General features: G+C 63.0%; 20 protein-coding genes and 4 tRNA genes. 15 read left to right on the forward strand and 9 right to left on the reverse strand.

What is annotated here, in order from left to right:
* Positions 1–155 precede the first annotated feature (155 nt).
* Complete coding sequence (gene rnhA, locus JHD67_RS16640; RefSeq protein WP_199100355.1) at positions 156–599, forward strand: ribonuclease HI; 444 nt, start codon at positions 156–158, stop codon at positions 597–599.
* A complete protein-coding gene (gene dnaQ / locus JHD67_RS16645) occupies positions 596–1321 on the forward strand; it encodes a DNA polymerase III subunit epsilon (RefSeq protein WP_199100356.1) in 726 nt (241 codons plus the stop codon). Before rnhA ends, dnaQ begins: the two co-directional genes overlap by 4 nt.
* 15 nt (positions 1322–1336) lie before the next feature.
* Here dnaQ and JHD67_RS16650 read toward each other — a convergent pair whose 3' ends face one another.
* The 5 genes from JHD67_RS16650 to ppsA all read right to left on the reverse strand — a co-directional run bounded on the left by JHD67_RS16650 (position 1337) and on the right by ppsA (position 6671).
* On the reverse strand, positions 1337–2038 hold the full coding sequence (locus tag JHD67_RS16650) for a protein phosphatase 2C domain-containing protein (RefSeq protein WP_199100357.1): 702 nt from the start codon (positions 2036–2038) through the stop codon (positions 1337–1339).
* 467 nt (positions 2039–2505) lie between these two features.
* Positions 2506–2970 carry a hypothetical protein gene (locus tag JHD67_RS16655; protein ID WP_199100358.1) on the reverse strand — a complete coding sequence of 155 codons (465 nt, stop codon included), beginning with the start codon at positions 2968–2970 and terminating at the stop codon, positions 2506–2508.
* Between the two features lie 344 nt (positions 2971–3314).
* Positions 3315–3404, reverse strand: a tRNA-Ser gene (locus JHD67_RS16660).
* A gap of 89 nt (positions 3405–3493) precedes the next feature.
* A complete protein-coding gene (gene lepB / locus JHD67_RS16665) occupies positions 3494–4168 on the reverse strand; it encodes a signal peptidase I (protein WP_233171985.1) in 675 nt (224 codons plus the stop codon).
* Positions 4169–4298: 130 nt separating this feature from the next.
* On the reverse strand, positions 4299–6671 hold the full coding sequence (gene ppsA / locus JHD67_RS16670) for a phosphoenolpyruvate synthase (protein ID WP_199100359.1): 2373 nt from the start codon (positions 6669–6671) through the stop codon (positions 4299–4301).
* Between the two features lie 236 nt (positions 6672–6907).
* Between ppsA and JHD67_RS16675 the strand changes: the two genes are divergently transcribed.
* Positions 6908–7723: a pyruvate, water dikinase regulatory protein gene (locus JHD67_RS16675; protein WP_199100360.1), complete on the forward strand. Its 816-nt coding sequence runs from the start codon at positions 6908–6910 to the stop codon at positions 7721–7723.
* Positions 7724–7739: 16 nt separating this feature from the next.
* Entirely contained in the window at positions 7740–8231 is a 492-nt protein-coding gene (locus JHD67_RS16680) for a DUF1249 domain-containing protein (RefSeq protein ID WP_199100361.1), read from the forward strand.
* 80 nt (positions 8232–8311) lie between these two features.
* Here the strand turns inward: JHD67_RS16680 and JHD67_RS16685 are convergent.
* From JHD67_RS16685 to JHD67_RS16695, 3 genes are all read right to left on the reverse strand, one after another.
* Positions 8312–8388: transfer RNA gene (locus JHD67_RS16685), tRNA-Asp, on the reverse strand.
* Positions 8389–8466: 78 nt separating this feature from the next.
* A tRNA-Glu gene (locus tag JHD67_RS16690) sits at positions 8467–8542 on the reverse strand.
* 12 nt (positions 8543–8554) lie between these two features.
* Positions 8555–8630: transfer RNA gene (locus JHD67_RS16695), tRNA-Ala, on the reverse strand.
* A gap of 263 nt (positions 8631–8893) precedes the next feature.
* Between JHD67_RS16695 and JHD67_RS16700 the strand changes: the two genes are divergently transcribed.
* The 5 genes from JHD67_RS16700 to JHD67_RS16720 all read left to right on the forward strand — a co-directional run bounded on the left by JHD67_RS16700 (position 8894) and on the right by JHD67_RS16720 (position 14002).
* A complete protein-coding gene (locus JHD67_RS16700; RefSeq protein ID WP_199100362.1) occupies positions 8894–10663 on the forward strand; it encodes a cation:proton antiporter in 1770 nt (589 codons plus the stop codon).
* A gap of 225 nt (positions 10664–10888) precedes the next feature.
* The gene (locus JHD67_RS16705) at positions 10889–11659 is read left to right on the forward strand and encodes an FKBP-type peptidyl-prolyl cis-trans isomerase (RefSeq protein ID WP_199100363.1); all 771 of its coding nucleotides are present in this window, start codon (positions 10889–10891) and stop codon (positions 11657–11659) included.
* A gap of 147 nt (positions 11660–11806) precedes the next feature.
* Positions 11807–13144 (forward strand): UDP-glucose/GDP-mannose dehydrogenase family protein, encoded by a 1338-nt coding sequence (locus JHD67_RS16710; RefSeq protein ID WP_199100364.1) that lies wholly within the window; start codon positions 11807–11809, stop codon positions 13142–13144.
* Positions 13145–13146: 2 nt separating this feature from the next.
* The gene (locus JHD67_RS16715; RefSeq protein ID WP_199100365.1) at positions 13147–13365 is read left to right on the forward strand and encodes a SlyX family protein; all 219 of its coding nucleotides are present in this window, start codon (positions 13147–13149) and stop codon (positions 13363–13365) included.
* 52 nt (positions 13366–13417) lie between these two features.
* A complete protein-coding gene (locus JHD67_RS16720; protein WP_199100366.1) occupies positions 13418–14002 on the forward strand; it encodes a DUF2058 family protein in 585 nt (194 codons plus the stop codon).
* Between the two features lie 83 nt (positions 14003–14085).
* On the opposite strand, the gene JHD67_RS16725 is transcribed toward JHD67_RS16720, so the two are convergent.
* Positions 14086–16185: a 3-hydroxyacyl-CoA dehydrogenase NAD-binding domain-containing protein gene (locus JHD67_RS16725; RefSeq protein WP_199100367.1), complete on the reverse strand. Its 2100-nt coding sequence runs from the start codon at positions 16183–16185 to the stop codon at positions 14086–14088.
* Between the two features lie 198 nt (positions 16186–16383).
* Between JHD67_RS16725 and JHD67_RS16730 the strand changes: the two genes are divergently transcribed.
* From JHD67_RS16730 to JHD67_RS16755, 6 genes are all read left to right on the forward strand, one after another.
* Positions 16384–16878: a hypothetical protein gene (locus JHD67_RS16730; protein ID WP_199100368.1), complete on the forward strand. Its 495-nt coding sequence runs from the start codon at positions 16384–16386 to the stop codon at positions 16876–16878.
* Position 16879: 1 nt separating this feature from the next.
* Complete coding sequence (locus JHD67_RS16735; RefSeq protein ID WP_199100369.1) at positions 16880–19429, forward strand: EAL domain-containing protein; 2550 nt, start codon at positions 16880–16882, stop codon at positions 19427–19429.
* Positions 19430–19698: 269 nt separating this feature from the next.
* On the forward strand, positions 19699–20295 hold the full coding sequence (gene rpoE / locus JHD67_RS16740) for an RNA polymerase sigma factor RpoE (RefSeq protein ID WP_199100370.1): 597 nt from the start codon (positions 19699–19701) through the stop codon (positions 20293–20295).
* Positions 20292–20945 carry a sigma-E factor negative regulatory protein gene (locus tag JHD67_RS16745; RefSeq protein WP_199100371.1) on the forward strand — a complete coding sequence of 218 codons (654 nt, stop codon included), beginning with the start codon at positions 20292–20294 and terminating at the stop codon, positions 20943–20945. Before rpoE ends, JHD67_RS16745 begins: the two co-directional genes overlap by 4 nt.
* Before the next feature lie 113 nt (positions 20946–21058).
* Positions 21059–22552: a DegQ family serine endoprotease gene (locus JHD67_RS16750; RefSeq protein WP_199100372.1), complete on the forward strand. Its 1494-nt coding sequence runs from the start codon at positions 21059–21061 to the stop codon at positions 22550–22552.
* Positions 22553–22801: 249 nt separating this feature from the next.
* A partial coding sequence (locus JHD67_RS16755) for a GTP-binding protein (RefSeq protein ID WP_199100373.1) occupies positions 22802–23805 on the forward strand: 1004 nt, incomplete at its 3' end.

Here is a 23805-nt window from a genome sequence, read left to right on the forward strand (position 1 = left end):
GGCTATGTACTTATTGCACGCAAGCGTCGACGCATCGCCACGCCCATTCGCCTCAAGAGCAAACCCGTACCTGCGCCGGTGAGCGTGGGACTGGCGCCGGGCGCGCGGCGCAATACGGCGTCCTGATGAAACGTTGGAAACATTGACGAGTGACGATGAACGAAGTGGAAGCTTTTACCGATGGCGCGTGCCTGGGCAATCCCGGGCCGGGTGGATGGGCCGCCCTGTTGCGCGCCAAGGGCGCCGAGCGCCTGCTCGCGGGTGGCGAGCCCGATACCACCAATAACCGCATGGAATTGATGGCTGCTATCGCCGCCCTCGAAGCCCTGACACGTCCGTGCACGGTCGCCCTCACCACCGACTCGCGATACGTGATGCAGGGTATCGAGGAATGGGTGCCCAAATGGCGCAAGAATGGTTGGCTGACCGCGGACAAGAAGCCGGTAAAGAATCAGGATCTGTGGCAGCGCCTGTCCGCCGCGACGCAGTCGCATCAGGTGCGCTGGCATTGGGTTAAAGGTCACAACGGTCATGCAGAGAACGAGCGTGTCGATACCGCGGCGCGCGAGCAGGCCGAGCAGTACAGGAGCAAGGCATGAGGCAGATTGTGCTTGATACCGAGACCACCGGCCTCGAAGTGCGTCAGGGTCATCGGCTGATCGAAATCGCTTGCGTGGAGATGGTGGAGCGTCGCCCCACCGGTCGCCACTACCAGACGTATCTCAACCCGGATCGCGCCATCGACGAGGGTGCGCGACAGGTGACCGGCATCGAGGATGAATTCCTGCTCGACAAGCCGCGCTTTGCCGATGTAGTGGAGGATTTTCTCGCCTATATCGATGGCGCCGAGCTGATCATCCACAACGCCACCTTCGACGTGGGATTTCTCGATGCTGAGCTGGCGCGCTTGGGTGAGTCCTACGGACGCATCCGGGATCGCTGCAACGTGATCGATACGCTGGTAATGGCGCGCGAACGCTATCCCGGACAGCGCAACAGCCTGGATGCCCTGTGTAAGCGTCTAGGCGTGGATAACTCCGCGCGTGATCTCCACGGCGGCTTGATCGACGCCCAATTGCTGGCGGAGGTCTATCTCTCCATGACCTCGGGCCAGGTCGTACTCGACCTGGGTTTTGAAGGGGCGCAGGAGCAGGGGGCGGCCGTGGCGCTGACGCCCGTGGTACTCGATCGCCGTCCACGGGTACTGCGTGCGAATGCTGAAGAATGCGAAACGCATGAACGCCGTTTGGACGGGTTGGACAAGAGTGCCGGTGGCGCCAGTGTGTGGCGCCGAGCCACGACGTCGACGACGCTTAACTAAGCGGCGCGCACGAGCTTAATTGACGCGCGCCAGGATGGCTGTGACATTGTCCCTGCCGCCGCCGTCCAACGCGGCGAGCAGCAAATGCTCCACGCTCTCCTGGGCGGACAGGTCCTGACGCGACACGATGCTCGCGATGGCGGTGTCGCTGATCTCTTCGGTCAGGCCGTCGCTGCACAATAGAAAGCACATACCCGGTTGCAGGCGGCCGCGTGCCATGCCGATATGTAACTGCTCCGTAGCCGTGATGCCCAGCGCTTGAGTGATGACATTACGCTGCGGATGGTGCGCCGCCTGCGCCGGATCGAGCGTGCCCGCAGCGACCAGCTCCTGCACCAGCGAATGATCATGGCTCACCTGGCGCAGCTGTTTTTGCCAGAGATACACGCGGCTATCGCCAACCCAGACTACTTCGTAGCTATCCGCGTGCAGTCGCAGTGCGGCAATGGTGGTGCCCATCGGGCGGGCATCACGAAAACGTCGGCTGTGCTGGATAAGGCGTTCGTCAGCCGCGCGCACGGCTTCCACCAGGGTGTGTCCGCGTGTCACCAGGTCGGCGACCGCATCGCGCACCAGCGCAGCAGCCACTTCGCCATGCTGGTGTCCGCCCATACCATCGGCCACAAGGAACAAGCCGAGCGAGGCATCGGCGTAATAGGTGTCTTCGTTGCGCGTGCGGCGCAGGCCGACGTGGGTTCCGTGTCCGAACTCGATCATGGGGTGCCTGGTATGGCGTTTCGTTGCGAGCATGACGGAAGAGGCGCTAATGCGCAAAGACGTTGTAGGTGGAATGGTGTAATTAGGAGAGAGTTCTTCGAACGTTCCAGTCGGCCTGCACAGACGAGCCATGGGCTCGCCAAGCGCCGCCTCGGCATCATCGTGACTGGCGGTGGTGCTGATATTCGCCAGGGACGTGACGGCCTCAAAAACAAAACGCCCCACTAGGGGGCGCTTTGCTTGCAACTGGCGGAGAGGGTGGGATTTGAACCCACGGTACGCTCACACGTACGCCTGATGTGGAGTCAGGGCCACAATCCAACAGCAAAGCCGCGAACGGCCGGCTATCTTACGGCCAGGTCGCTCATAAGTCACTGTATGGGATCAACGGGCAGGGCAGTGTCCACGGGGGCGTCGGCGTGACTCATACGGAGGGCCGGCGAGAGCCGGCCCTCCGTATCAAGCTGTCAACACCAATGAAAGCCGTTCGGGCCGCCGCCGCCGCATACCGCCGGCTGCGAGATGTAAGCGCTCAGGACAAACTGCTGCCCCGTCGTCGTATTGAACGCGGTAGCCGTGATTGTTGCGTCGAGATCGTTACCCAGTGCGCTGAACTGCACCGTGCAATTGGCACCTGTGGTGCAGCCGACCTTTGCGCCGACGCGACCGGGCGGAATGGACCAGCTGTAGGTGTAGTTGCCGGCGGGCAAATTGAGGAAATTAAGCGTCGCGGTGTTCGGTGCCCACGGTTGTGAGCCCGTGCAGGTGTTCAGCGCTGGGCGCGGATAGGGGTATACCTGGCACACCAACTCCGGCGCTGCCGTGTCTTGCGGCATAGACCCCAGACGCTGTGCGCGCGACATACTTTGTGCGGAAGCGCTACCCACCACCGTCAAGCCCGCGAAAAGCACCATCGCAAGAAACGATTTCATGTAAGCATCCCCAACATAGCCTCGGATTGAGGCCTTGCGATTGGATCAGTGGCTGCCTTCCTGTGTTGTAGGCAATTGGCGCGTCATTAAGTAGGTTGAGGCCTACCTGGCGCTTTATGCCAACTTGTTCGCACTTTCCGATCCCCACGTCCGTTCAGCGCCGTCAGACAACGGGGGCGGCAGTGCCCGCATGGCGAGGCGGTGAACTTCAGCGTGATCGGCGGAAGTCGCAACCCGTAAGGAGGGTGGCCTGGCGAAGGCTTGCCGATGCCGCTCGATTTTTAGCGCGGATTGAAACTGGTGCAAAGAAAAAGGACCTGCATCGCTGCAAGCCCTTGTTCTTTTGGCGGAGAGGGTGGGATTCGAACCCACGGTACGCTTACACGTACGCCTGATTTCGAGTCAGGTACATTCGACCACTCTGCCACCTCTCCAAAGCGGTGCGTGTGGTCCACGCTAGCCGGCAATCTTACGCGGTGTGGAGGGCGCTGACAACTGGTTTTGGCGATTCCGGTGGCGGGGGTTAGCGAAGCGCCGCGCCCCAACGATCCTGGCGGGGCAGGTAGTGGTTGCCTGGGTCCAGGGACAGAGCCACGCGCGTGGCCCGGCCCGTAATTTCGCTGCGCGGAAAGTATCCGAAGTAGCGCGAGTCAGCGCTGTTGTCCCGATTGTCGCCCAGCAACAGATAGTGACCCGCGGGCACCGTCACCGGACCGAAGTCCCGGGTATGTCCCTGTTGGGCTTGCGACCATCGCACCGTGTGCCGATCAGCGCCGAGCTGTTCCACCGCATACAACGCGGGATCCTCACGGTCATCGCGGATGCCGGCCACGGCGACCGGTTCGTAGCGGGCGGGCTGACCGTTTACGTAAAGACGGTTATGCAGCAGCGCAATCTGGTCGCCGGGAATACCGATCACGCGCTTGACCAGGCGCTCGCCAGCGGCGCTGGAGTCGAGCACCACGATATCGCCGCGCTGCGGATCGGCACGGTGGAGTAGGGCCAGATGAGTGAGCGGCACGCGTACGTCGTAGGCGGCCTTGTCGACCAGGATGCGGTCGCCAATACGGATGGTGGGCTGCATGGAGCCGGTGGGCACCACGTTCCAGTCGGCAATGGCACTGCGGAAAACCACCATGCAAAGCAGGAAGGCGATGAGCCCGCGATTGTGGGAAATCAGCTTCGAGATGGCGCGCATGTCAGTCCCTCGGTGGCTTCCTTTACCCAGGACAGACTCGCGGGGGCGTTCAAAGTTTCATGGCGCGCGGAGGCCGGCAAAAAAGAAGGGGCGGTGTCGCCACCGCCCCTGAAGACTGCCGTCGGAATCGCTAACCGGCCTTGCGCTTGGCCAGGCGCAACCAGGTATCCACCACGGTGTCGGGGTTGAGTGACACCGACTCGATACCCTGGTCCATCAGCCAATCCGCAAGGTCTGGATGGTCGGACGGACCCTGGCCGCAAATGCCCACGTACTTGCCCTTCTCGCGGGCGGTCTTGATGGCCATGGCTAGTAGTTTCTTCACGGCCGGGTCGCGCTCGTCGAACAGGTTGGCGACGATGCTCGAGTCACGGTCCAAGCCCAGCGTGAGCTGGGTGAGGTCGTTGGAGCCGATCGAGAAGCCATCGAAGATATCCAGGAACTCGTCGGCGAGCAGCGCGTTGGAGGGAACCTCGCACATCATGATGACCTTGAGGCCCTGCTCGCCCTGTTTGAGGCCGTTCTTGGCCAGCACGCCGATGACCTTGCGGCCTTCGTCCAGGGTGCGCACGAACGGGATCATCACCCATACGTTGTCCAGGCCCATCACTTCGCGCACGCGCTTGACCGCCTTGCACTCCAGTGCGAACGACTCGGCGAAACCCGCATCGACGTAACGGCTGGCGCCGCGGTAGCCGATCATCGGGTTCTCTTCGTGCGGTTCATAGCGCGAACCGCCGATGAGGCCGGCGTACTCGTTCGACTTGAAGTCGGACAGGCGCACGATCACCGGCTTGGGGTATACCGAGGCGGCGATGGTGGCGATGCCTTCGGCAAGGCGATCCACATAGAAGGACACGGGGTCGGCATAGCCGGCCATGCGCTCGTCGATCTTGCGCTTGGTGTCGGCGTCCTGCTTGGCGTATTCCAGCAACGCCTTGGGGTGCACGCCGATGTGGCTGGCGATGATCATTTCCAGGCGAGCCAGGCCGATGCCGGCGTTCGGCAGCATGGCGAAGTCAAAGGCACGCTCGGGGTTGGCCACGTTCATCATGATCTTGAGCGGGGCCTCGGGCATGTCGCCCAGGTCGGCGGTAACGCGTTCGAACTTGAGCGCTCCCTGGTAGATCACGCCGGTATCGCCCTCGGCGCAGGACACCGTGACTTCGGCACCATCGGGGATGGTTTCCAGGCCGTTGCCCGTGCCCACCACGGCCGGTACGCCCAGCTCACGGGCGATGATGGCGGCGTGGCAGGTGCGGCCGCCGCGGTTGGTGACAATGGCGGCAGCGCGCTTCATCACCGGCTCCCAGTCGGGGTCGGTCATGTCGGCGACCAGCACGTCGCCGGGCTGCACCTTGCTCATGTCGGCCAGCGAGCGGATAACGCGTGCCTTGCCGCTGCCGATCTTCTGGCCAATGGCGCGGCCTTCGGTGAGCACCGGGCCTTTCTCGCTGAGATGGAAGCGCTCAAGCTGGGTGGCCTGGGCGCGGGACTTCACGGTTTCCGGGCGGGCCTGCACGATGTACAGCTTGCCGGTGTTGCCGTCTTTGGCCCACTCCACGTCCATCGGGCGGCCGTAGTGCTGCTCGATGATGAGCGCTTGCCTGGACAGTTCCTCGACATCCGCATCGGAGATGCAGAAGCGGTTGCGGAGTTCGGCCGGCGTTTCTTCGATCTTCACGCGCTCGCCGGGCTGGCTGGAATACACCATGCGCTGCTGCTTGGCGCCCAGTGCCCGGCGCAGCACCGCCGGCTTGCCCTGCCTCAGCGTGGGCTTGAACACGTAGAACTCGTCGGGGTTCACCGCGCCCTGAACCACCATTTCACCCAGGCCATAGGAGCCGGTGACGAACACCACGTCACGGAAGCCGGACTCGGTGTCGAGGGTGAACAGCACGCCGGAGGCGCCCACATCCGAGCGCACCATCAGCTGCACGCCGGCGGAGAGGAACACGTCTTCGTGCTTGAAGCCTTGGTGCACGCGGTAGGCAATGGCGCGGTCGTTGTACAGCGAGGCGAAGACCTCCTTCACCTTGTGCAGCACATCTTCGATGCCCACCACGTTGAGGAAGGTTTCCTGTTGGCCGGCGAACGAGGCGTCCGGCAGATCCTCGGCGGTGGCGGAGGAGCGCACCGCCACGGCAATGTTCTCTGCGCCGGCGTCCTTGCAGAGCTTGGCATAGGCATCGCGGATAGCTTGATCAAGGTCGGCCGGCAGCGGGGTCTCGGTGACCCATTCGCGAATCTCCTTGCCCGCGGTGGTGAGTGCATCGACGTCGTCCACGTCGAGCGAAACCAGGCGCGCCTGAATGCGCTTGGCGACACCGCTCTTGTCGAGATACTGCTGGAACGCATCGGCGGTGGTGGCAAAGCCACCAGGCACGGACACGCCGAGTTTGGCGAGATTGCCGATCATCTCGCCGAGCGACGCATTCTTGCCGCCAACCTTGCCCAGGTCGGTCATGCGCAGCGTGTCGAGCCAAAGCACCAGGTCGTTCAAGGGAGTCTCCTCAAGAGCTCGTAGGTTTTTTTGAAGCGGGCGAAGCTCGGCCTAATCGGAAAACCGGGCTACAAAGAACTGGTATTGTCTGCTGCGGATGGTGCGAAGCACAAGAAGACCATTCGGGGCAAAACCCACGCCAGCTGCATACCAGTCAGCCGTGAGTCAAGCAAAGACAGGCTTTTCACCTTGCGCTAAGGTGGGTGGCAAGAACCCCCTGGGACTTTGGATTACCCATGCAGCGAACCGTTTTCTACATCTCCGATTCCACTGGTATTACCGCAGAGACGATCGGGAACAGCATTTTGGCGCAGTTTGAGGGGGTGCAGTTCGAAAAGCACCGATTGCCCTTTATCGATGATGCACATAAAGCCGAGGCTGCGGCGTTGCGCATCAAGACGCGTTACGCCCAGACCGGGCAGCGCCCGATCGTGGTGAACACCATGGCTTCGCGAGACCTGTGCGAGATCGTGGCGGAGAGTGGGGCGCTGATGTTGGACGTGTTCGCTCCCTTCATCGGTCCACTGGAGGATGAGCTGGGTGCCAAGCGTTCCGGCGCGGTCAATCGCTCGCATGGCCTGGTGGACTTCGATAAATACGAGGCGCGCATCAATGCCACCAACTATGCGTTGTCGCATGATGATGGCATCGATGTGGACTATGCCCAGGCGGATTTGATCCTGGTAGGCGTCTCCCGTTCCGGCAAAACGCCCACCTGTCTATACATGGCCTTGCATTACGGCGTGAGCGCCGCCAATTACCCGCTGACCGACGACGACCTGGACAAGCTGGAGCTGCCGGCGCGACTGCGCCCCTACCGGGATCGCCTGTTTGGGCTCACCATCGACGCGCAGCGGCTGGCGCAGATTCGCGAACAGCGACGCGCCGGTAGCCGTTATGCCACGTTGGAACAGTGTCGCTGGGAGCTTTCGCAGGCGGACAAGCTGATGCGTCGCGAGGGCATTCCCAGCCTCAACACCACGCACGTCTCCATCGAGGAGATTGCGAGCAAGATCTTCGATCGCTTCGGTATCGAGCGAACCATGTTCTAAGGAGTCATCACCGCCCATGAGTGCCGTACTGGACAGTCGCAACGCCTTGCTACCGGGACGCTTTGGTTTCCTGATGGGCCTGTATGCGGAGAACTACCATCGGCTGGCCAAGCTCTTTGCGCCGCAGGAGTTGCCGCCGGGGTTCTATGGTTCCAGCGTCGATGATGGGCTGGATGTGCGGCTGCAGGTCCAGGAGCGGCACCCCTACACGCTGGAGCTAGAGCTCACCTATAACTTCGTGGATGCGCACACGGGGCAGCCATCCCCGTCGGCGCAGTTGCGTATGTATACCGATGCGCATGTGGCCGAGGCGCTGCATTGTCATCCGGGGCGTCATCTGTGGCAGGTGCTGGGGCCGTTCCCACCGGCGCATACGGTGCTCCAGCACCGCTTGCGCATGAACGGATTCCTCTCCCGCTGGCTGGAATTCCTGGCGGAGCAGGGGCACTCAAAAGGCACCCTGGAGCGACTGGACGATCATCGCTCGCCGGACGCGGTCGGGGCGTAGCCGAGGCTACCGCGGCGGAGAGGTGGCGTTTCTCCGGGCAACAAAAAACCCGCCAATGGCGGGCTCTTGTGTTCGTTAAGTGGCGGAGCGGACGGGACTCGAACCCGCGACCTCCGGCGTGACAGGCCAGCATTCTAACCGACTGAACTACCGCTCCACACTTAAACTTCTTCCAGATCCACTACTCTTGACCCCATTCCTTCGATGTCGCCAGAAACCTGGCTGGTCGTTAGAATGGCGTCCCCACGGGGATTCGAACCCCGGTCGCCACCGTGAAAGGGTGATGTCCTAGGCCTCTAGACGATGGGGACGTTGTCTAAATTTGGTGGAGCCAGGCGGGATCGAACCGCCGACCTCCTGCATGCCATGCAGGCGCTCTCCCAGCTGAGCTATGGCCCCGTGTGCCTCTGGAAGCCCGAAAGAATAGATAGGGATCGCCATTTCGTCAAGCGTTCTCATCGAAAAAACTTCAAAAAAATTTCACGTTCCAATGACGACAGGGAGTTACGTCATTTCGTCAGCGACTGTTTTTCGCTTGAGGTGTCGTTTTTTTCGTCATGTCGTGCCGCCAACGTTCTTTGAGTGCGTCTTCGGCAACGTAAAAAGCTGTGCATGACGTGATCGATTGTTAGTCTTGGGCGACGTCTTCTCGGATTTCATCGATGCACGATCTGCAGTTCATCCAGGACCTCGCAACCGTGATGTTGATTGCGGGCCTCACGACGGTGGTTTTTCAGCGGCTTCGTCAGCCGGTGGTGTTGGGATACATCATCGCCGGCGTACTGGTGGGTCCTTATACGTTCCCCGTGGTGTTCATCCACGATGAGCAGACCATTCGCACCTTGTCCGAACTGGGCATGATCTTGCTGCTGTTCGCGCTGGGTCTGGAGTTCAGCCTGAAAAAGCTGCGCGAGGTGGGTGGCGCGGCGCTGGTTGCCGCGTTGTGCGAGATCGTCCTGATGTTGTGGCTGGGCTACGAGATCGGCCGCTTCTTCGGCTGGAGCTCGATGGATGCGTTGTTCCTGGGGGCGATGCTGTCGATGTCGTCCACCACCATCATCATGAAGGCGCTCGATGATCTGAATCTCAAGCGCGAACGCTTTGCACAGTTGATGTTCGGCATCCTCATCATCGAGGACGTGCTTGCGATCGTATTGATGGCGCTGCTCACCGGCATCGCCAGCACCGGCGGACTGGAGGCGGGCGAGGCGATGGGGGCCATCGGGCGACTCACCTTGTTCATGGCGGTGTCACTGGTGGTGGGCTTGTTGTTGGTGCCGCCGGTGGTGGACTACATCGCGCGCGTCAGTCGCGACGACGTGCTGTTGGTGGCGGTGTTGGGCCTGTGTTTCGGTTTCTGCCTGCTGGTGACCCAGATGGGTTACAGCATCGCGCTGGGCGCCTTCATGATCGGCGCGATCGTGGGTGAGTCGCAAAGCGTGGAGCGCATCGAGCACATCATTGGGCCCGTGCGTGACATGTTCAGCGCGATCTTCTTCGTGGCGATCGGCATGCTGATCGACCCGGCCATGCTGCGGCAGTATTGGCTGCCCATTCTGCTGGTCACCGTCGTAGTGGTGCTGGGCAAGGTGATCACTTGCAGCTTCGGCACCTTCGTGGCGGGCAATGGCGGTCGCACCTCATTGCGAGTAGGCATGGGGCTGGCGCAGATTGGCGAGTTCTCCTTCGTCATCGCCTCGCTTGGGCTGACACTCAAAGTCACCAGCAGCTTCCTCTATCCGGTGGCGGTGGCGGTATCGGCGATCACCACCTTTCTCACTCCCTATCTGATCCGCGCCTCCGATCCGCTGGCCAATCAACTGGGACGCCGACTGCCGCAGGGGCTGACCACTGTGCTGCGTGCCTACACGGACTGGATGGGCCAGGTAAGCCTGAGCGGGCAGGGTGTGATGGTGGCCAAGATGATCCGGCGCCTGGTGTGGCACGTGATCATCAACATGATGCTGGTCGTGGCGGCGTTCCTGATCATGTCCTATCTGTATCGGCGTGGCCTGTTCCACTGGGATTTGCTGGCCGACCGGCCCCTGGTCAAGCGCACGCTGGCCTGGTCTATTGCGGCGGTCGTGTCCTTGCCGATGATCGTGGCGGCGTATCGCAAGGCCTCGGCGTTGGGCATGTTGCTGGCGGAATTGAGCATTCCCGAACGTATCGGCGGCATCTACAACATGCGGATTCGGGCGGTGCTGGCGCGCTTTATTCCGCTGGCAGTCATGTGGGTGCTCGGTTTGCTGGTGGCGGCGCTGGCCTCCACCATCCTGCCTCCGCGCGAGGTGGTGGTGGTGCTGATCCTGGTGCTTTTGCTGCTTGCGTGGCTGCTCTGGCGCGGGCTGGTACAGGTGCATGCAAGGCTGCAAGCGACCTTGCGCGACACGCTGGAAAAGTCCGGACGCTCCGGAGACGGGCATGCTTGAGGGGCGCGGCCTGCAAAAATGTGCCGTCTCGCCAACGAAGTAGACGTGCAGAAATCGTAAAAAAGCACGTCAAAGCGCCATTTCGTGAACTTTTAATCACGAGTGACGGTCGTATGCCGCGCATCGTTGCCAAGACTCGACAAGCGCCGCACAATGCGGGGCCTGCCTCCATCGGGGGGGCTAAGTCCGGTAGCGCCGGCACATCCAAATACGAGGGAGTTCCACATGAAGCATTTTCTGCGTCCCACGCTGACGGCGGCCGCGCTGGCTGTTGCACTGGGCATGACCGCTGGCGTGCACGCACAGGCAGCGAAGTCCGCTGCCCCGGCTGCTGCCGCTCCGGCCGCGGTCGACAAGACCAAGGCCAGCTACGTGGTCGGCTGGGACCTGGCCAGCTCGCTGCCGCCGCTCGTCCGTGAGGAAGTGGACCCGGCGACCGTGGCGCGCGCCCTGCAGTCGGCGCTGTCGGGCCAGAAGCCGACCATGACCGAAGCAGAAGCCAAGCAGGTGCGTGACGCCTTCGTGGCCAACCTGCAGGCCAAGGCCAAGGCTGAGTACACCCAGGTCGCCAGCAAGAACAAGGCAGAAGGCGATGCCTTCCTGGCCAAGAACAAGACCGCCGCGGGCGTGAAGTCCACCGCCTCGGGCCTGCAGTACCAGGTGATCAGCCAGGGTACCGGTGCTCGCCCGGGTCCGAACGACACGGTGCAGGTCAACTACGTGGGCACCTTCGTCAATGGCGAAGTGTTCGACGATTCGTCCAAGCATGAAGGCGGCGGTGCTGCTTCGATCCCGCTGGCTGGCGTGATCCCGGGCTTCCGCGAAGGCATGCAGATGATGCAGGTTGGCGGCCACTACAAGTTCTTCATCCCGTCCAACATCGCCTACGGTGCGCAGCCGCAGAACGGCTTCCCGCCGAACGCGACGATCATCTTCGACGTCACCTTGGTCAAGACCGGCCCGACCGCGGCTGGCGATCAGGGCGCCGGCAAGTAATCGTCTGACGATTCATCGGTAGTGCCTGACGGGGCGCGACTTTAGTCGCGCCCCGTTGCTTTTGGGTGTGGCGCAGGGGCTGTCAGGCTTCCGTCATCGTAGGGCCTGCTAGAATCCCCGCTCTTGCATCCAGGACTTCTTGCGACAATGAAGGTCACCATTTTCGGCACTGGCTACGTAGGCCTGGTCACCGGAGCCTGCCTGGCAGAGATGGGCAACCATGTGATGTGCGTGGACATCGACGCGGCGAAGGTGGAGCGCCTGCGGCAGGGTGACATCCCCATCTACGAGCCCGGCCTGGAACCGATCGTCAAACGCAACTTCGCCAGCGGCCAGCTGGATTTCACCGTGGACCCGGAGCCCGCCATTGCGCATGGGCAAGTGGTTTTCATTGCGGTGGGTACGCCGCCGGACGAAGACGGCAGCGCCGACCTCAAGTACGTCCTGGGCGTGGCGCGCACCATCGGCCAGCACCTGGATCGCTACACGGTGGTGGTGAACAAGTCGACGGTGCCGGTGGGCACGGCGGATCGCGTGCGCCAGACCATTGCCGAAGAATTGGCCAAGCGCGGTGCTTCGGTCGAATTCGATGTGGTGTCGAATCCCGAGTTTCTGAAGGAAGGCGATGCGGTGGAGGACTGCCTGCGTCCGGATCGTATCGTCATCGGCAGCTCCAGCGAGCGGGCGGTGAACGTGTTGCGCAAGCTCTATGCGCCGTTCAATCGAAACCACGATCGCACCGTTGTGATGGACGAGCGCTCGGCGGAACTGACCAAGTACGCGGCCAATGCCATGCTGGCCACCAAGATCAGTTTCATGAACGAGATCGCCAATATCGCCGAGCGCGTAGGCGCGGACGTTGAGCTGGTGCGTCAGGGCATCGGTTCGGATCCGCGCATCGGATATCACTTTATTTATCCGGGGGCCGGGTACGGCGGCTCGTGCTTCCCCAAGGATGTGCAGGCGCTGGAGCGCACTGCGCGCAGCGTGGGTTACGACGCGCGCCTGCTCGGCGCGGTGGAAGCGGTCAACCACGATCAGAAGACCAAGCTATTCGACCTGATCTCGCGTCACTTTGACGGCCAGTTGGCCGGCAAGACCATTGCGCTGTGGGGTTTGGCCTTCAAGCCCAACACCGACGACATGCGCGAGGCCTCCAGCCGCCACCTGATGGAAGCACTGTGGAAGGCCGGGGCCAACGTGCGTGCCTTCGATCCGGAGGCCCTCGAGGAAACCCGTCGCATTTACGGTGAGCGCCCCGAGCTGGTGCTGTGCACCCAGGCCTATCAGGCACTGGAAGGTGCGGATGTGTTGGCCATCGTGACGGAGTGGAAAGCGTTCCGTAGCCCGGATTTCATGCGTATTCGAGGCATGCTCGCCACGCCCGCGATTTTCGACGGCCGCAATCTCTATGATCCGGCGGCGGTGGAAGAAGCCGGGCTTGCGTATTACGGCATCGGCCGTGGCCGTAGCCTGAGGCGTTGAGCATGAGTGATGATTCGCTAGAACAGCGTCTGACCGAGCTGGAAGTGCGGCTTACCTTCATTGACGATACGGTCAATGCCCTGGCTGCCGCAGATGCTGAGCAATCGGTGCGCATTGCTGCGCTGGAGCGCATTATTCGCGATCTGCGCAATGAATTGTCGTCAATGCGGCTGGCGTCCGGGCATGATCCGCACAGTGAGCCGCCGCCGCCGCATTATTGATTGATCAAACCCCGATACCTTAGTCCACGCACCACGTAAGCGAGTTTTGAACATGGCCGAATCCCTGCGCGATCAGCTGCTCAAGAGCGGCATCGTCAAACAGGTCCGTGAAGAGAAGCGCCCGGCGCCGCCGCAGGGTGGCAAGTCGCATCGGCACGCTGGCAAGCCCCCGCAGCACAAGCAGGGCGGCAAACCACAGGGCGCACCCAGGCCGCCGCGCGATCAGAGCGAGATTGATCTGGCCAAGGCCTACGCCATTCGTGCGCAGACCGAGGCGCAGGAGCGCAAACGCGCGGAGCAGGCCGCCGCCGAGGAGGCGCGCTTGCGCCGTGAGCGCAAGGCCAAGATCCAGCAGTTGCTGGAAGGCAAGTCGCTGAACAAGGCGGAGGTCGATCACCTGCGTCACTTTGAGTACGGCGGAAAGATTCGACGCGTGCATGTGGATGCCGATCAACTGGCCGCCATTAACGCGGGCGAGCTGGGCGTGGTGCAGCAGCAGGGGCGTTACCTGCTGGTGACGCGCGAGATAGCGGAACAGGTGCGTGCCATCGATGCGCATCAGGTGGCCCTGTTGGTAGAGCCTGGTAGCGAAGGCGGTGTCGGTGAAGACGGCGTGCCTGACGATCTGATGTGGTGAACCGCGTGCCGACTTCGCGTGGCGCACCCCAAAAAAAGCCCGGTATGTACCGGGCTTTTTTTATGGGCGAGGCGCCGAAACCATCACGCTGTTGCGTCTTCGGCTTGCTCGGTGACCTCGGGCAGGCTAAAGCCGGTGTCCTTCAGTGCGGGTAGATTCCAATCCCCCTTGGGCGCGAAGCGCTCGCCATAGCGCTGGGCCAGGCGTTCGAGCTTGCCTTTGACCACCGCTGCGCCTTCGCTGCGCAGATATTGGATCGGACCGCCGCGGAACGGTGCAAAGCCGGTGCCAAAGATCACGCCGGCATCCAGCAGGTCGGCATCGTCCACGACCAGATCGGTGAGGCAGGCAACGGCTTCGTTGACCATGGGCAGGATCATCCGGTCTTGCAGGTCGGCCGGTACCACATAGTCCGGGTCCACTTCCGGCTTCTGCGGCTTGCCGTCCTGCCATACATAAATGCCCTGGCCGTCCTTCTTGCCACGCTTGCCGTCGGCGAGCTTGTCTTCCAGTCCGGGGGGCAGTTCAAGGCCAAGGAACGGTGCCAGCTCTTTGCCGACCGAGGCGCATACGTCCAGGCCCACGGTGTCGGCCAGTTCGATCGGCCCCATCGGCATGCCGAATTTCTTGGCTTCCTTGTCGAGTAACGGCCCGGGCACGCCCTCGCTGTACAGGCGCATGGCTTCGAGCAGGTAAGGCATAAGGATGCGGTTGACCAGGAAACCCGGGGTGCCCTTCACGGCGACAGGCAGCTTGCCAATGGCCTTGCAGAACGCCAGTGCGCGCTTTTCGGCGTCCGGATCGAGCCGGTCATGACGCACTACTTCCACCAGCGGCATTTGCGCCACCGGATTGAAGAAATGCAGGCCCAGGAAACGTTGCGGGGCCTTCAGGCCCACGCGCAGTTCGTCCAGCGGAATGCTGGAGGTATTGGTGGCCAGCAACTCATCGGCCTGGAACTGCGGCTCAATGGCCGCGTATAGCGACTTCTTGGCTTCGGCGTTCTCGTAGATCGCTTCGATGGCCAGGTCGGCTTGGGCGACACCCTTGCCCTCGACGTCGGCACGCAGGCGACGCACGGCGGTTTCCACCTTGTCGGCGGTCTTGAGCTTCTTCTCGTAGAGCTGGCGGGCACGGTCCAGCGCGGGCTGGATGTACTTCATCTCGCGATCCTGCAGGGTGACCTCGAAACCCTTGAGGGCCGCCCACGCTGCAATATCGCCACCCATGACGCCCGCACCGACAACGTGCACGTGCTTGATGCCGTGTTCGACGCCGCTGCCCTGGCCCTTGAGGCGTTGCTGCAGGAAGAAGATGCGGATGAGGTTTTGCGCCGTGCTGGTTTCGCCCAGCTTGGCGACCGCACGCGCCTCCAGCTTCAGGCGCTGCTGAATATGGGGGCCGCCACGCTTCCATACATCGATCAAGGCAAACGGAGCGGGGTAGTGTTCCTTGCGTACCTTGGCTGCCGTCTGCTTCAGGACCATGGGCGCGATGATCTGGCGAGCAAGCCAGGTGTTGGTCGCCCAGGCTTTGGCGCGCTGGGCCAGCGGACGGGCGGAGGGGCGGCGCAGCAGGGCGCGCGCTTCCGCCAGCAGCTCGCCCGGGGGCGCCACGCGGTCGATCAGTCCTACCGCGAGCGCGCGCTTGGCCGACAAGGCCTTGCCGGTCAGCATGATGGGAAGTGCCTCGGGCGCGCCGATGAGACGTGGCAAGCGCGCGCTACCGCCCCAGCCGGGGAAGATGCCCAGCATGACTTCGGGCAGGCCGATGCGCGTTTTATCGTCATCTGCCGCAATGCGCTGACGACAGGCAAGGATCAGTTCGGTGCCCCCGCCCATGCAGGCGCCGTGCACGGCCGCCACGGTGGGGCACGGCAGTCGAGCCAGGGATTCGAACACGCGTTGTCCGTGCTCGATGTTCTCCAGGATCGTGCCCTGCTGGGCGTAGGTGACGAATTCCCGGATATTGGCGCCGACGGCGAAGCCGAACGGCTTGGCCGAATGAATCAGCACGCCGGCGGGCTTTTCGATAGCCAATCGCTCGATGATCTGGCTGAGTTCATCGAGCACCACGCGCGAAAACGTATTGACGTTGCTGCCGGCGCAGTCCAGCGACAGCGTCACGATGCCGCTGTCGTCCAGGTTCGTCTTCCAGTGATTGAAGCGCAGTCCTTCGAACATGGGGATTTTAAGGGGTGACCGGGAAAGTTCGAACCATACCCTCCCGTAGCGAGGATTGCGAGACGGGCCCTCGGGCGCCGTCCCGGGGTGGGCAGAAACGGCGACCTGTGCGCTGCCGCATGGATTGGCGCACAGAATCGGGCGACGCTTGAGGGCCTGCCTAGGCGAACGCCATCAGACCTCGTAACGTACAGCCGAATGAGTGCATCGATCTCCCCCGCCCTGAGCTCACCCTGCGCCGAAATCCTGGAGCGCATCCTGTCTGCGCGTGGCAATTTGATTGCCCTGGAGGGGGCAGACGCGGTTGATCTGGTGGGGCAGCTGCGCCCATTGGTGCGGCGTAGCGGGCAGGCGGTGTACCTGTGGAATCCCGAAGGCGGGCTGGGCAACTTGCGCGAGGAGCATGCCGGGTTGCCAGGCTCTCAGCGCCTGAGCATCGCGCTGCGCTCGGTACAGCAGAGTCACCACTTTGGTGTCTACCTGCTGCAGCGGGTGCCGTTGCCCCTGAGCATGGGCGATGCGACCTTGCTGCGTCAGCTGGCACGGGCAACTGCGGGCCACGTGCGCAAGGTCGTCTTGCTCGATCCGGCGCCGGCACTGCTAGCCAGTTTCAACGATGTATTGGTGCGGCTGAGTTGCCAGTCCAAGCCGGCTCAGCGTCCGCGCCTGCGCGATGGCCGTTGGTTGCTCTGACATGGCGACGCCCGCAGGCATCCTGGTGGTGGCCGCGCAGCGTGAGCTGCGCCGGGCTCTGTTCGATACCTTCGATCGCGACGGGCATTTTGTGGTGCATTCGGCGCGCGACGCCACCCATGCGGGCATCTTGCTGGAAGGGCGGGCTGCACTGGCGCTAATCGTGATGGTGTTCGATGGCGACGGGCGCGAGGCCATGGCTGGCATCGATGTGTTGCGCAGCCTGCCGGCGTGCGCCAACGCGCCCCTGATCGCGGTGCTGGACGACAGCGCCATGCTCAAACCGGTGGTGTTGCCGGCAGGTGTGGTGGACTGGCTCTACGCCTCGCAGATCGAACACGAATTACTGGCTCGCTGGCAGCGTGTGCGGCAGGCTTCGACGCATGTGAAGACCGATGACCATGGCGCAGGCGGCGACTATCGCTTTGCTTTCGACGAGCTGGACAACGAGTGGCTGGTGGTCGACCCCGTGCGCGGACGCATTGTGGAATACAGTCCCGCGTTGGCACGCCACAGCGGGCTGGCCGATCACGAGTTGCGTGGTCGCGCGCTGCAAGAAGTGTTGGCATTTGCCGATGTAAGCGCCGAGCAGGTCATCGCCGAGGGCGCGCGTCGCTGGTACCCGTGTCGGCGGCGCTCCGTGCGCGGTGTGGATAGCGGTGAAGCGAGTGCGCGGCCGGTGCGCCATGCCGGTCGCGACGCCGTGGCGCTCGTGTTCCGCAGTGCCCGAGCGGGTGCGCGCGCGGAAATGGCGCTTGCGTTGCTCGCACGCATGTTCGGTGCCGGCAGCGGCGATGAGGGCATCGCGGAAGCTGCGCGCTTGCTCTATGAGGAAATGGGGCTCGATTACGTGGCCGTGTGGTCGGCCCGGCAGGACGATGGCGGCGCTCCGGTGCAGCTGATTCAATACTGGCGTGGCGACGAGCAGCCATGGCCCGGTCCGCATCTGCAAAGCTCTCTGCGTCTGGTGCTGGCGGGGCAGGCGATGCTTCATCAATCGGATGCCGCCCGGCTCGCCCAAGTCGATCCCTTGCTGGGTCAGTTGGGCTTGGCGGGTTTTGCCGGCTGGCCGTTGCAGGACGAACGCCGTACGGTGCTTGGCGCCTTGTTGGTGGGCTCCCGTCAACCACTGCCGGCGCTGGCCATCATGCAGCCGGTGCTGCGCTGCGCGGCGTCGCGTTTTGCCCATGCGCTGGAGTTGCGTCATACCCGTGAGCAGGGGCGGGCGGAAGGTCTGCTCGACGCGCTGACCGGATTGCCCAATCGCTTGTTGTTCAACGATCGCCTGGATACGGTCATTCGCGAGGCCAATCGCACCGGCGAGTCGTTCGCGCTGCTGTTCGTCGACCTGGACCGCTTCAAGACCATCAACGATACGTTGGGTCATGCCGTCGGTGACCAGGTGTTGCTCACCACCACCCAGCGCTTGCGCGGTTCGGTGCGCGCATCGGATACCGTGGCGCGTTATGCCGGCGATGAGTTCGTGGTGATCCTGCGTCACATCGTCAAGAACGAGGACGTGCTGCGCATCGCCGAAAAAGTGGTGCAGGTGATGAGTGGGCCGCTACGCATCGACGACGGCACCGAATTGCAGGTCACCGCATCCATCGGCGTGAGCTTTTTCCCGGATGATGCGCCCGACGCCGAAACCCTGCTCAAACATGCCGATGAGGCCATGTACGCGGCCAAGAGCCTGGGCCGCAACAACTATCAGATCTTCGAAGGCCGCGCGGAGCAATCGCAGCAGCAGAACCTGGCGCTGAAATCCGGTTTGAGGCACGCCGAGCACAAGGGCGAACTGCGCGTGTTCTACCAGCCCCAGGTCGATGCCGTTACCGAGGACATCGTCGGCATGGAGGCGCTGGTGCGCTGGGAGCATCCGGAGCTGGGTTTCATCGGTCCGGGCTTTTTCATTCCCTTGGCCGAGGAAACGGGCCTGATCGTATCCATTGGCGAATGGGTGCTGCGCGCAGCCTGCCGTCATGCGCAGGAGTGGGAGCGCCGTTACGGGCTGGGCTTGCGCCTGGGTGTGAACCTCTCCGCCGTACAGCTGATGCAGCCCAACTTGCTCGAGATAGTGGCCTCCGCGCTGGATGAAAGTGGGCTGGAGCCGGGCTTGCTGGAGATGGAGGTGACCGAGAGCATCAGCATCAAGGCCGCCCCCAATCTGGTGCAGAACCTGCAAGGGCTGCATCGCCTGGGCTGCCGTATCGCCATCGACGACTTCGGCACGGGCGCGGCCTCGCTGGATTACCTGCGCAAGCTGCCTGCCGATCGCATCAAGATCGACCAGAGCTTCGTGCGCAATATCGGCGTGGACCCGGACGACGAGGCCATCGTGCGGGCCACCATCGAAATGGCCCACCGCCTCAAGCGCGGGGTCGTGGCCGAGGGTGTGGAGCTGGAGCAGCATATGGAGTTTCTGCGCGCCAATCATTGCGATGAGCTGCAGGGGTTCCTGTTCTGCCGGCCCTTGCCGCAGCCCGCCTTCGATAAGCTGCTACAGGAACGCCAGCGCCTGCTGGCTGGCGTAGGCGGCTCCGTCGCCTGACTTGCGCCCGCTCCCCGGGGCCCCATATCCCTAAGGCTGGCGCATGAAGCGCCAGCGGCCGCGGGGGCTGGCTTGCACCCCCATCGGTCCGCCCAGGACGCGCCCGTGCGTTTCCATTGGGTGGCGTCTGTGGGCGTCGGTCCCTGCCGGGGTTGGTAAACGTGCGAGGGCATGCTGAACTAGGGCGCGTTGTTCTTGTCTGAGCAACTCGCATCCATCCCGCGGCACCCTCAAGGCGCGTGGCAGTTTCGACGAAGGAGAAAGCCCGGATGGGCGAAAACGAACTGGACAGCGCACTGGTCGAGCGCATCCAACATGGGGACAAGAAGGCCTTCGATGTCCTCGTGCGAAAGTACCAGCACAAGGTGATCGGGCTGGTTTCGCGTTATGTGAAGAGCTATGCCGAGAGCGAAGATGTCGCTCAGGAAGCGTTTATCCGCGCCTGGCGAGCCATTGGCTCGTTCCGTGGCGAAAGTGCTTTCTATACTTGGCTGTACAAAATTGCCGTAAACACGGCCAAGAACCACCTGGTGGCCCAGGGGCGGCGCCCGCCGGCCGACGATATCGCCATCGAGGACGCGGTTTTTGCCTCTGGCGCGGACCGCATGTACGAGAGCGCGACCCCTGAACGCGAACTCATGCGACAGGAAATTGAACAAACGGTGTTTTCCACTGTCCAATCGCTGCCTGAGGAATTGCGGACCGCGATTACCCTGCGTGAAGTCGACGGTTTGAGCTACGAGGAAATCGCCGAAGCAATGGGTTGCCCGATTGGAACGGTGCGATCCCGTATTTTCCGGGCGCGTGAAGCCATCGATGAAAAACTGCGGCCATTATTGTCCGACCGCGAGGACAAATCCCCATGACTGATAACCAACGCGAAAATCTGTCTGCTGGTATGGACGGCGAACTGTCGAAGGAGGAGCTGCGCTTCTTGCTGCGGCGGCTCGAACACGACGACTCGCTGCAGCAGGCGTGGTCGCGCTATCACGTCGCAAGGGATGGTCTGCGCCGGCAATTGCCGACCCTGGCCTCGGCCGACTTTGCCACGCGGGTCATGCAGGCGATTGAGCAGGACGTGGTCGTCATGCAGGGCAAGCGTCGCCACTGGCTGCATTGGTCCGCCGGTGGCGCCATCGCCGCCAGCGTGGCCGTGGCCGCCTTGATGATCGCCCAGCCCGCTGGTAGCGGTGCCGACCGTGCGATGCCGCAAGTGGCCTCCGCGCCGTCCGCCGTCAGCGGTTCGGGCAATGGCATGCAGGTGGCTCGCTCCGAGGCGCCGGCCGTGGCGCCGCCCTGGGTCAATGCCTATGCCGATTCGCCTTATAAGTTGAGCCAGCAGGCCTCGGCCACGCTGGATGGCGATAACGGCAGCTTGCTGTATTCGCGCGACAGCCTCTCGGCGTATCGCCTGGGGCGCCCGGCCGTCAGCAATGGCGATGGCAGCTATCTCTTGTTGATCCATCCGGATCAGGCGCAGCAGCCTCTTGAGCAGGCGCCTGACAACGCCCAGTGAGGCGCGGCCGTGCCTTTGCTGACGCGGCCTGATGGTTTCCCCGAATACCTTTCCAGCTCAGCCCGTGTATCGGGCTGTGGTTGGACTGTGCGTGAAACCCCATGGAGGAATAGATGAACCGACTTGCTCTGCGCACCCTTTCATGCAGCGTACTGATGAGCCTGGCCTTGGTCGGCGGCGTGCAGGCGCAAACCGGCGCGCCCCCCGCGGCGACCTTGCCGGACTTCACTGGCATCGTGCAGAAGAATGCACCTGCGGTGGTGCATGTGGAGGCCAAGTACAGCGGCAAGAAGACCACCAAGAGCGGTAGTTCTTCGCGTGGCATGCCCGATATGCCGCCTGGTGAGGACGACCCCTCGATGGAGATGTTTCGGCGCTTCTTCGGCATGCCGATGATGCCCTCGCCGGAAGACCAGCAGCGCACCTCGCTGGGTTCGGGCTTCATCATTTCGGCCGATGGCTACATTCTCACCAATAGTCATGTGGTGGATGGCGCCGATTCGGTCACCGTGCGTCTGCAGGATCACCGCACGCTGACCGCCAAGGTGGTGGGCAGCGATCCCCAGTACGACATCGCTCTGCTGAGGGTGGATGCCAAGGGCGCACTGCCGGCGGTGAGCATCGGCGACTCGCGCGCGCTCAAGCCCGGCCAATGGGTGTTGGCGATCGGTTCGCCGTTTGGCTTCGATTACACCGTAACCCAGGGCATTGTCAGCGCGGTGGGCCGCAACCTGGGCAGCCAGGATCAGCCCTACACCTCTTTTATCCAGACCGACGTGCCGATCAATCGTGGCAATTCCGGCGGCCCGCTGTTCGATCTGCAGGGGCGGGTGGTTGGCGTCAATTCGCAGATCTATTCCAACACCGGCGGCTATCAGGGCGTGGCCTTCTCCATTCCGATCGACGTGGCCATGAACGTGGTCAAGCAGATCAAGGAAAAGGGCTATGTCTCGCGTGGCATGCTGGGCGTGATGGTGCAGCAGGTTAGTGACGACATCGCCAAGGGGCTCAAGCTCGACAGCGGCAGCGGTGCGGTGGTGTCCCAGGTAAGCAAGGGCAGCCCTGCCGAGAAGGCAGGCCTGCAGGTGGGTGATGTCATCCTGTCCTTCAATGGCCAGAGCATTAATTCCAGTGTGGATCTGCCGCCGCTCGTGGGCCAGGCTCAGCCCGGCAGCAAGGCCACCGTGCAGATCCTGCGCGAGGGCAAAAAGCAGGATGTGCCGGTAACCGTGGGGGAAATGCCGCGCGACAAGAATGCCGCGCTGGCTTCCGCCGATTCGGCCAGCCCCGCGACGGCGGCGCCTGCGGCCACGCGTGCGCTGGGCCTGGCGGTGGAAGATCTCGACAGTGATACGCGCCAGCAACTGGGGTTGAGGGCAGGCGAGGGTGTAGCCATCAGCAATGTAACGGGTCCGGTTGCCGCCCGTGCGGGCCTGCAGCCCGGCGATGTGATCCTGATGGTGAACCAGAAAAAGGTAGGCAGTGCCGCGGCATTCCATGAAGCCACCAAGGGCGCCAAGGCTGGCGATACCGTACTGCTGCTGGTTCGCCACGGCGATCAGAGCGGTTTCGTGGGCCTTACCGTGCCAGGTGGCAAGGACGAGTAAACGCCCCTGGGTCGCGGCCAATGGCAGTGCCGCGGCCTGTAGCGCCGGGTTTGATGGGTGCTTGGGCCACCATCATCCCGGCGCGGGGCGGCCCATGGCCTTGGTTGGTTTGCCCCAGGGTGGAGCGGGCAAGGACTGCCCCTGTCCGGCCGATGCCGGTTCCATGCGATAATGCCGGGTTCGTGTCACCATCCCGGTGATGCGCTGCCCGCGCGCCGCGCAAGGCAGTGAACGCAGCTAGCGTGCTCCATGGAACTGATCCGAAATTTCTCCATCATCGCCCACATCGATCACGGCAAGTCGACACTCGCCGACCGCATCATCCAGATCTGCGGTGGTCTGACTGAACGCGAGATGGAGGCGCAGGTGCTCGACAATAATCCGATCGAGCGCGAGCGCGGCATTACCATCAAGGCGCAGTCCGTGTCGCTGCCGTACAAGGCGCGCGACGGCAAAACCTATCAGCTCAACTTCATCGACACCCCCGGGCACGTGGACTTCTCCTACGAAGTCAGTCGCTCGCTGGCCGCGTGCGAAGGCGCGCTGCTGGTGGTCGATGCCGCGCAGGGCGTGGAAGCCCAGTCGGTGGCCAACTGCTACACGGCCGTGGAAATGGGCCTGGAAGTGGTGCCGGTCCTGAACAAGATCGACCTGCCCACGGCCGACCCGGAGAAGGTGAAGGGCGAAATCGAGGCCGTCATCGGCATCGACGCCGATGACGCCGTGGCGGTAAGCGCCAAGACCGGTCAGAACGTGGTTGAGGTGCTGGAAGCCATCGTGGCGCGTATTCCGCCGCCGAAGGTCGGTGACACCGATCGGTTGCAGGCGCTGATCATCGACTCCTGGTTCGACAATTACCTGGGCGTGGTTTCGCTGGTGCGCGTGGTGCAGGGCGAGATCAAGCCGGGCGACAAGCTGCTGGTGATGTCCACCGGCCGCGCTCATGAAGTGAGCGAAGTGGGTGTGTTCACGCCCAAGCGCAAGAAGCTGGACAAGCTTTCCCCGGGCGAGGTGGGTTGGATCACCGCGTCGATCAAGGACGTGCATGGCGCGCCGGTCGGCGACACGCTCACCCTTGCCTCCAAGCCGGCCGACAAGCCGCTGGCCGGCTTCCAGACCATGCAGCCGCGTGTGTTTGCCGGCTTGTTCCCGGTTTCGGCCGATGACTATCCGGCTCTGCGCGAGGCGCTGGACAAGCTCCGCCTCAATGACGCGGCGCTGTTCTTCGAGCCGGAAAGTTCGGAGGCCATGGG

It is taken from the genome of Dyella sp. ASV21, from assembly GCF_016428975.1.
Classification (GTDB): domain Bacteria; phylum Pseudomonadota; class Gammaproteobacteria; order Xanthomonadales; family Rhodanobacteraceae; genus Dyella.

Bases quoted from the DNA above. Each gene is read 5' to 3' on its own strand.
- rnhA (WP_199100355.1), top strand. From the start codon at position 156: ATGAACGAAGTGGAAGCTTTTACCGATGGCGCGTGCCTGGGCAATCCC.
- dnaQ (WP_199100356.1), top strand. From the start codon at position 596: ATGAGGCAGATTGTGCTTGATACCGAGACCACCGGCCTCGAAGTGCGT.
- JHD67_RS16650 (WP_199100357.1), bottom strand. From the start codon at position 2,038: ATGATCGAGTTCGGACACGGAACCCACGTCGGCCTGCGCCGCACGCGC.
- JHD67_RS16655 (WP_199100358.1), bottom strand. From the start codon at position 2,970: ATGAAATCGTTTCTTGCGATGGTGCTTTTCGCGGGCTTGACGGTGGTG.
- lepB (WP_233171985.1), bottom strand. From the start codon at position 4,168: ATGCGCGCCATCTCGAAGCTGATTTCCCACAATCGCGGGCTCATCGCC.
- JHD67_RS16675 (WP_199100360.1), top strand. From the start codon at position 6,908: ATGCAGCGAACCGTTTTCTACATCTCCGATTCCACTGGTATTACCGCA.
- JHD67_RS16680 (WP_199100361.1), top strand. From the start codon at position 7,740: ATGAGTGCCGTACTGGACAGTCGCAACGCCTTGCTACCGGGACGCTTT.
- JHD67_RS16700 (WP_199100362.1), top strand. From the start codon at position 8,894: ATGCACGATCTGCAGTTCATCCAGGACCTCGCAACCGTGATGTTGATT.
- JHD67_RS16705 (WP_199100363.1), top strand. From the start codon at position 10,889: ATGAAGCATTTTCTGCGTCCCACGCTGACGGCGGCCGCGCTGGCTGTT.
- JHD67_RS16710 (WP_199100364.1), top strand. From the start codon at position 11,807: ATGAAGGTCACCATTTTCGGCACTGGCTACGTAGGCCTGGTCACCGGA.
- JHD67_RS16715 (WP_199100365.1), top strand. From the start codon at position 13,147: ATGAGTGATGATTCGCTAGAACAGCGTCTGACCGAGCTGGAAGTGCGG.
- JHD67_RS16720 (WP_199100366.1), top strand. From the start codon at position 13,418: ATGGCCGAATCCCTGCGCGATCAGCTGCTCAAGAGCGGCATCGTCAAA.
- JHD67_RS16725 (WP_199100367.1), bottom strand. From the start codon at position 16,185: ATGTTCGAAGGACTGCGCTTCAATCACTGGAAGACGAACCTGGACGAC.
- JHD67_RS16730 (WP_199100368.1), top strand. From the start codon at position 16,384: ATGAGTGCATCGATCTCCCCCGCCCTGAGCTCACCCTGCGCCGAAATC.
- JHD67_RS16735 (WP_199100369.1), top strand. From the start codon at position 16,880: ATGGCGACGCCCGCAGGCATCCTGGTGGTGGCCGCGCAGCGTGAGCTG.
- rpoE (WP_199100370.1), top strand. From the start codon at position 19,699: ATGGGCGAAAACGAACTGGACAGCGCACTGGTCGAGCGCATCCAACAT.
- JHD67_RS16745 (WP_199100371.1), top strand. From the start codon at position 20,292: ATGACTGATAACCAACGCGAAAATCTGTCTGCTGGTATGGACGGCGAA.
- JHD67_RS16750 (WP_199100372.1), top strand. From the start codon at position 21,059: ATGAACCGACTTGCTCTGCGCACCCTTTCATGCAGCGTACTGATGAGC.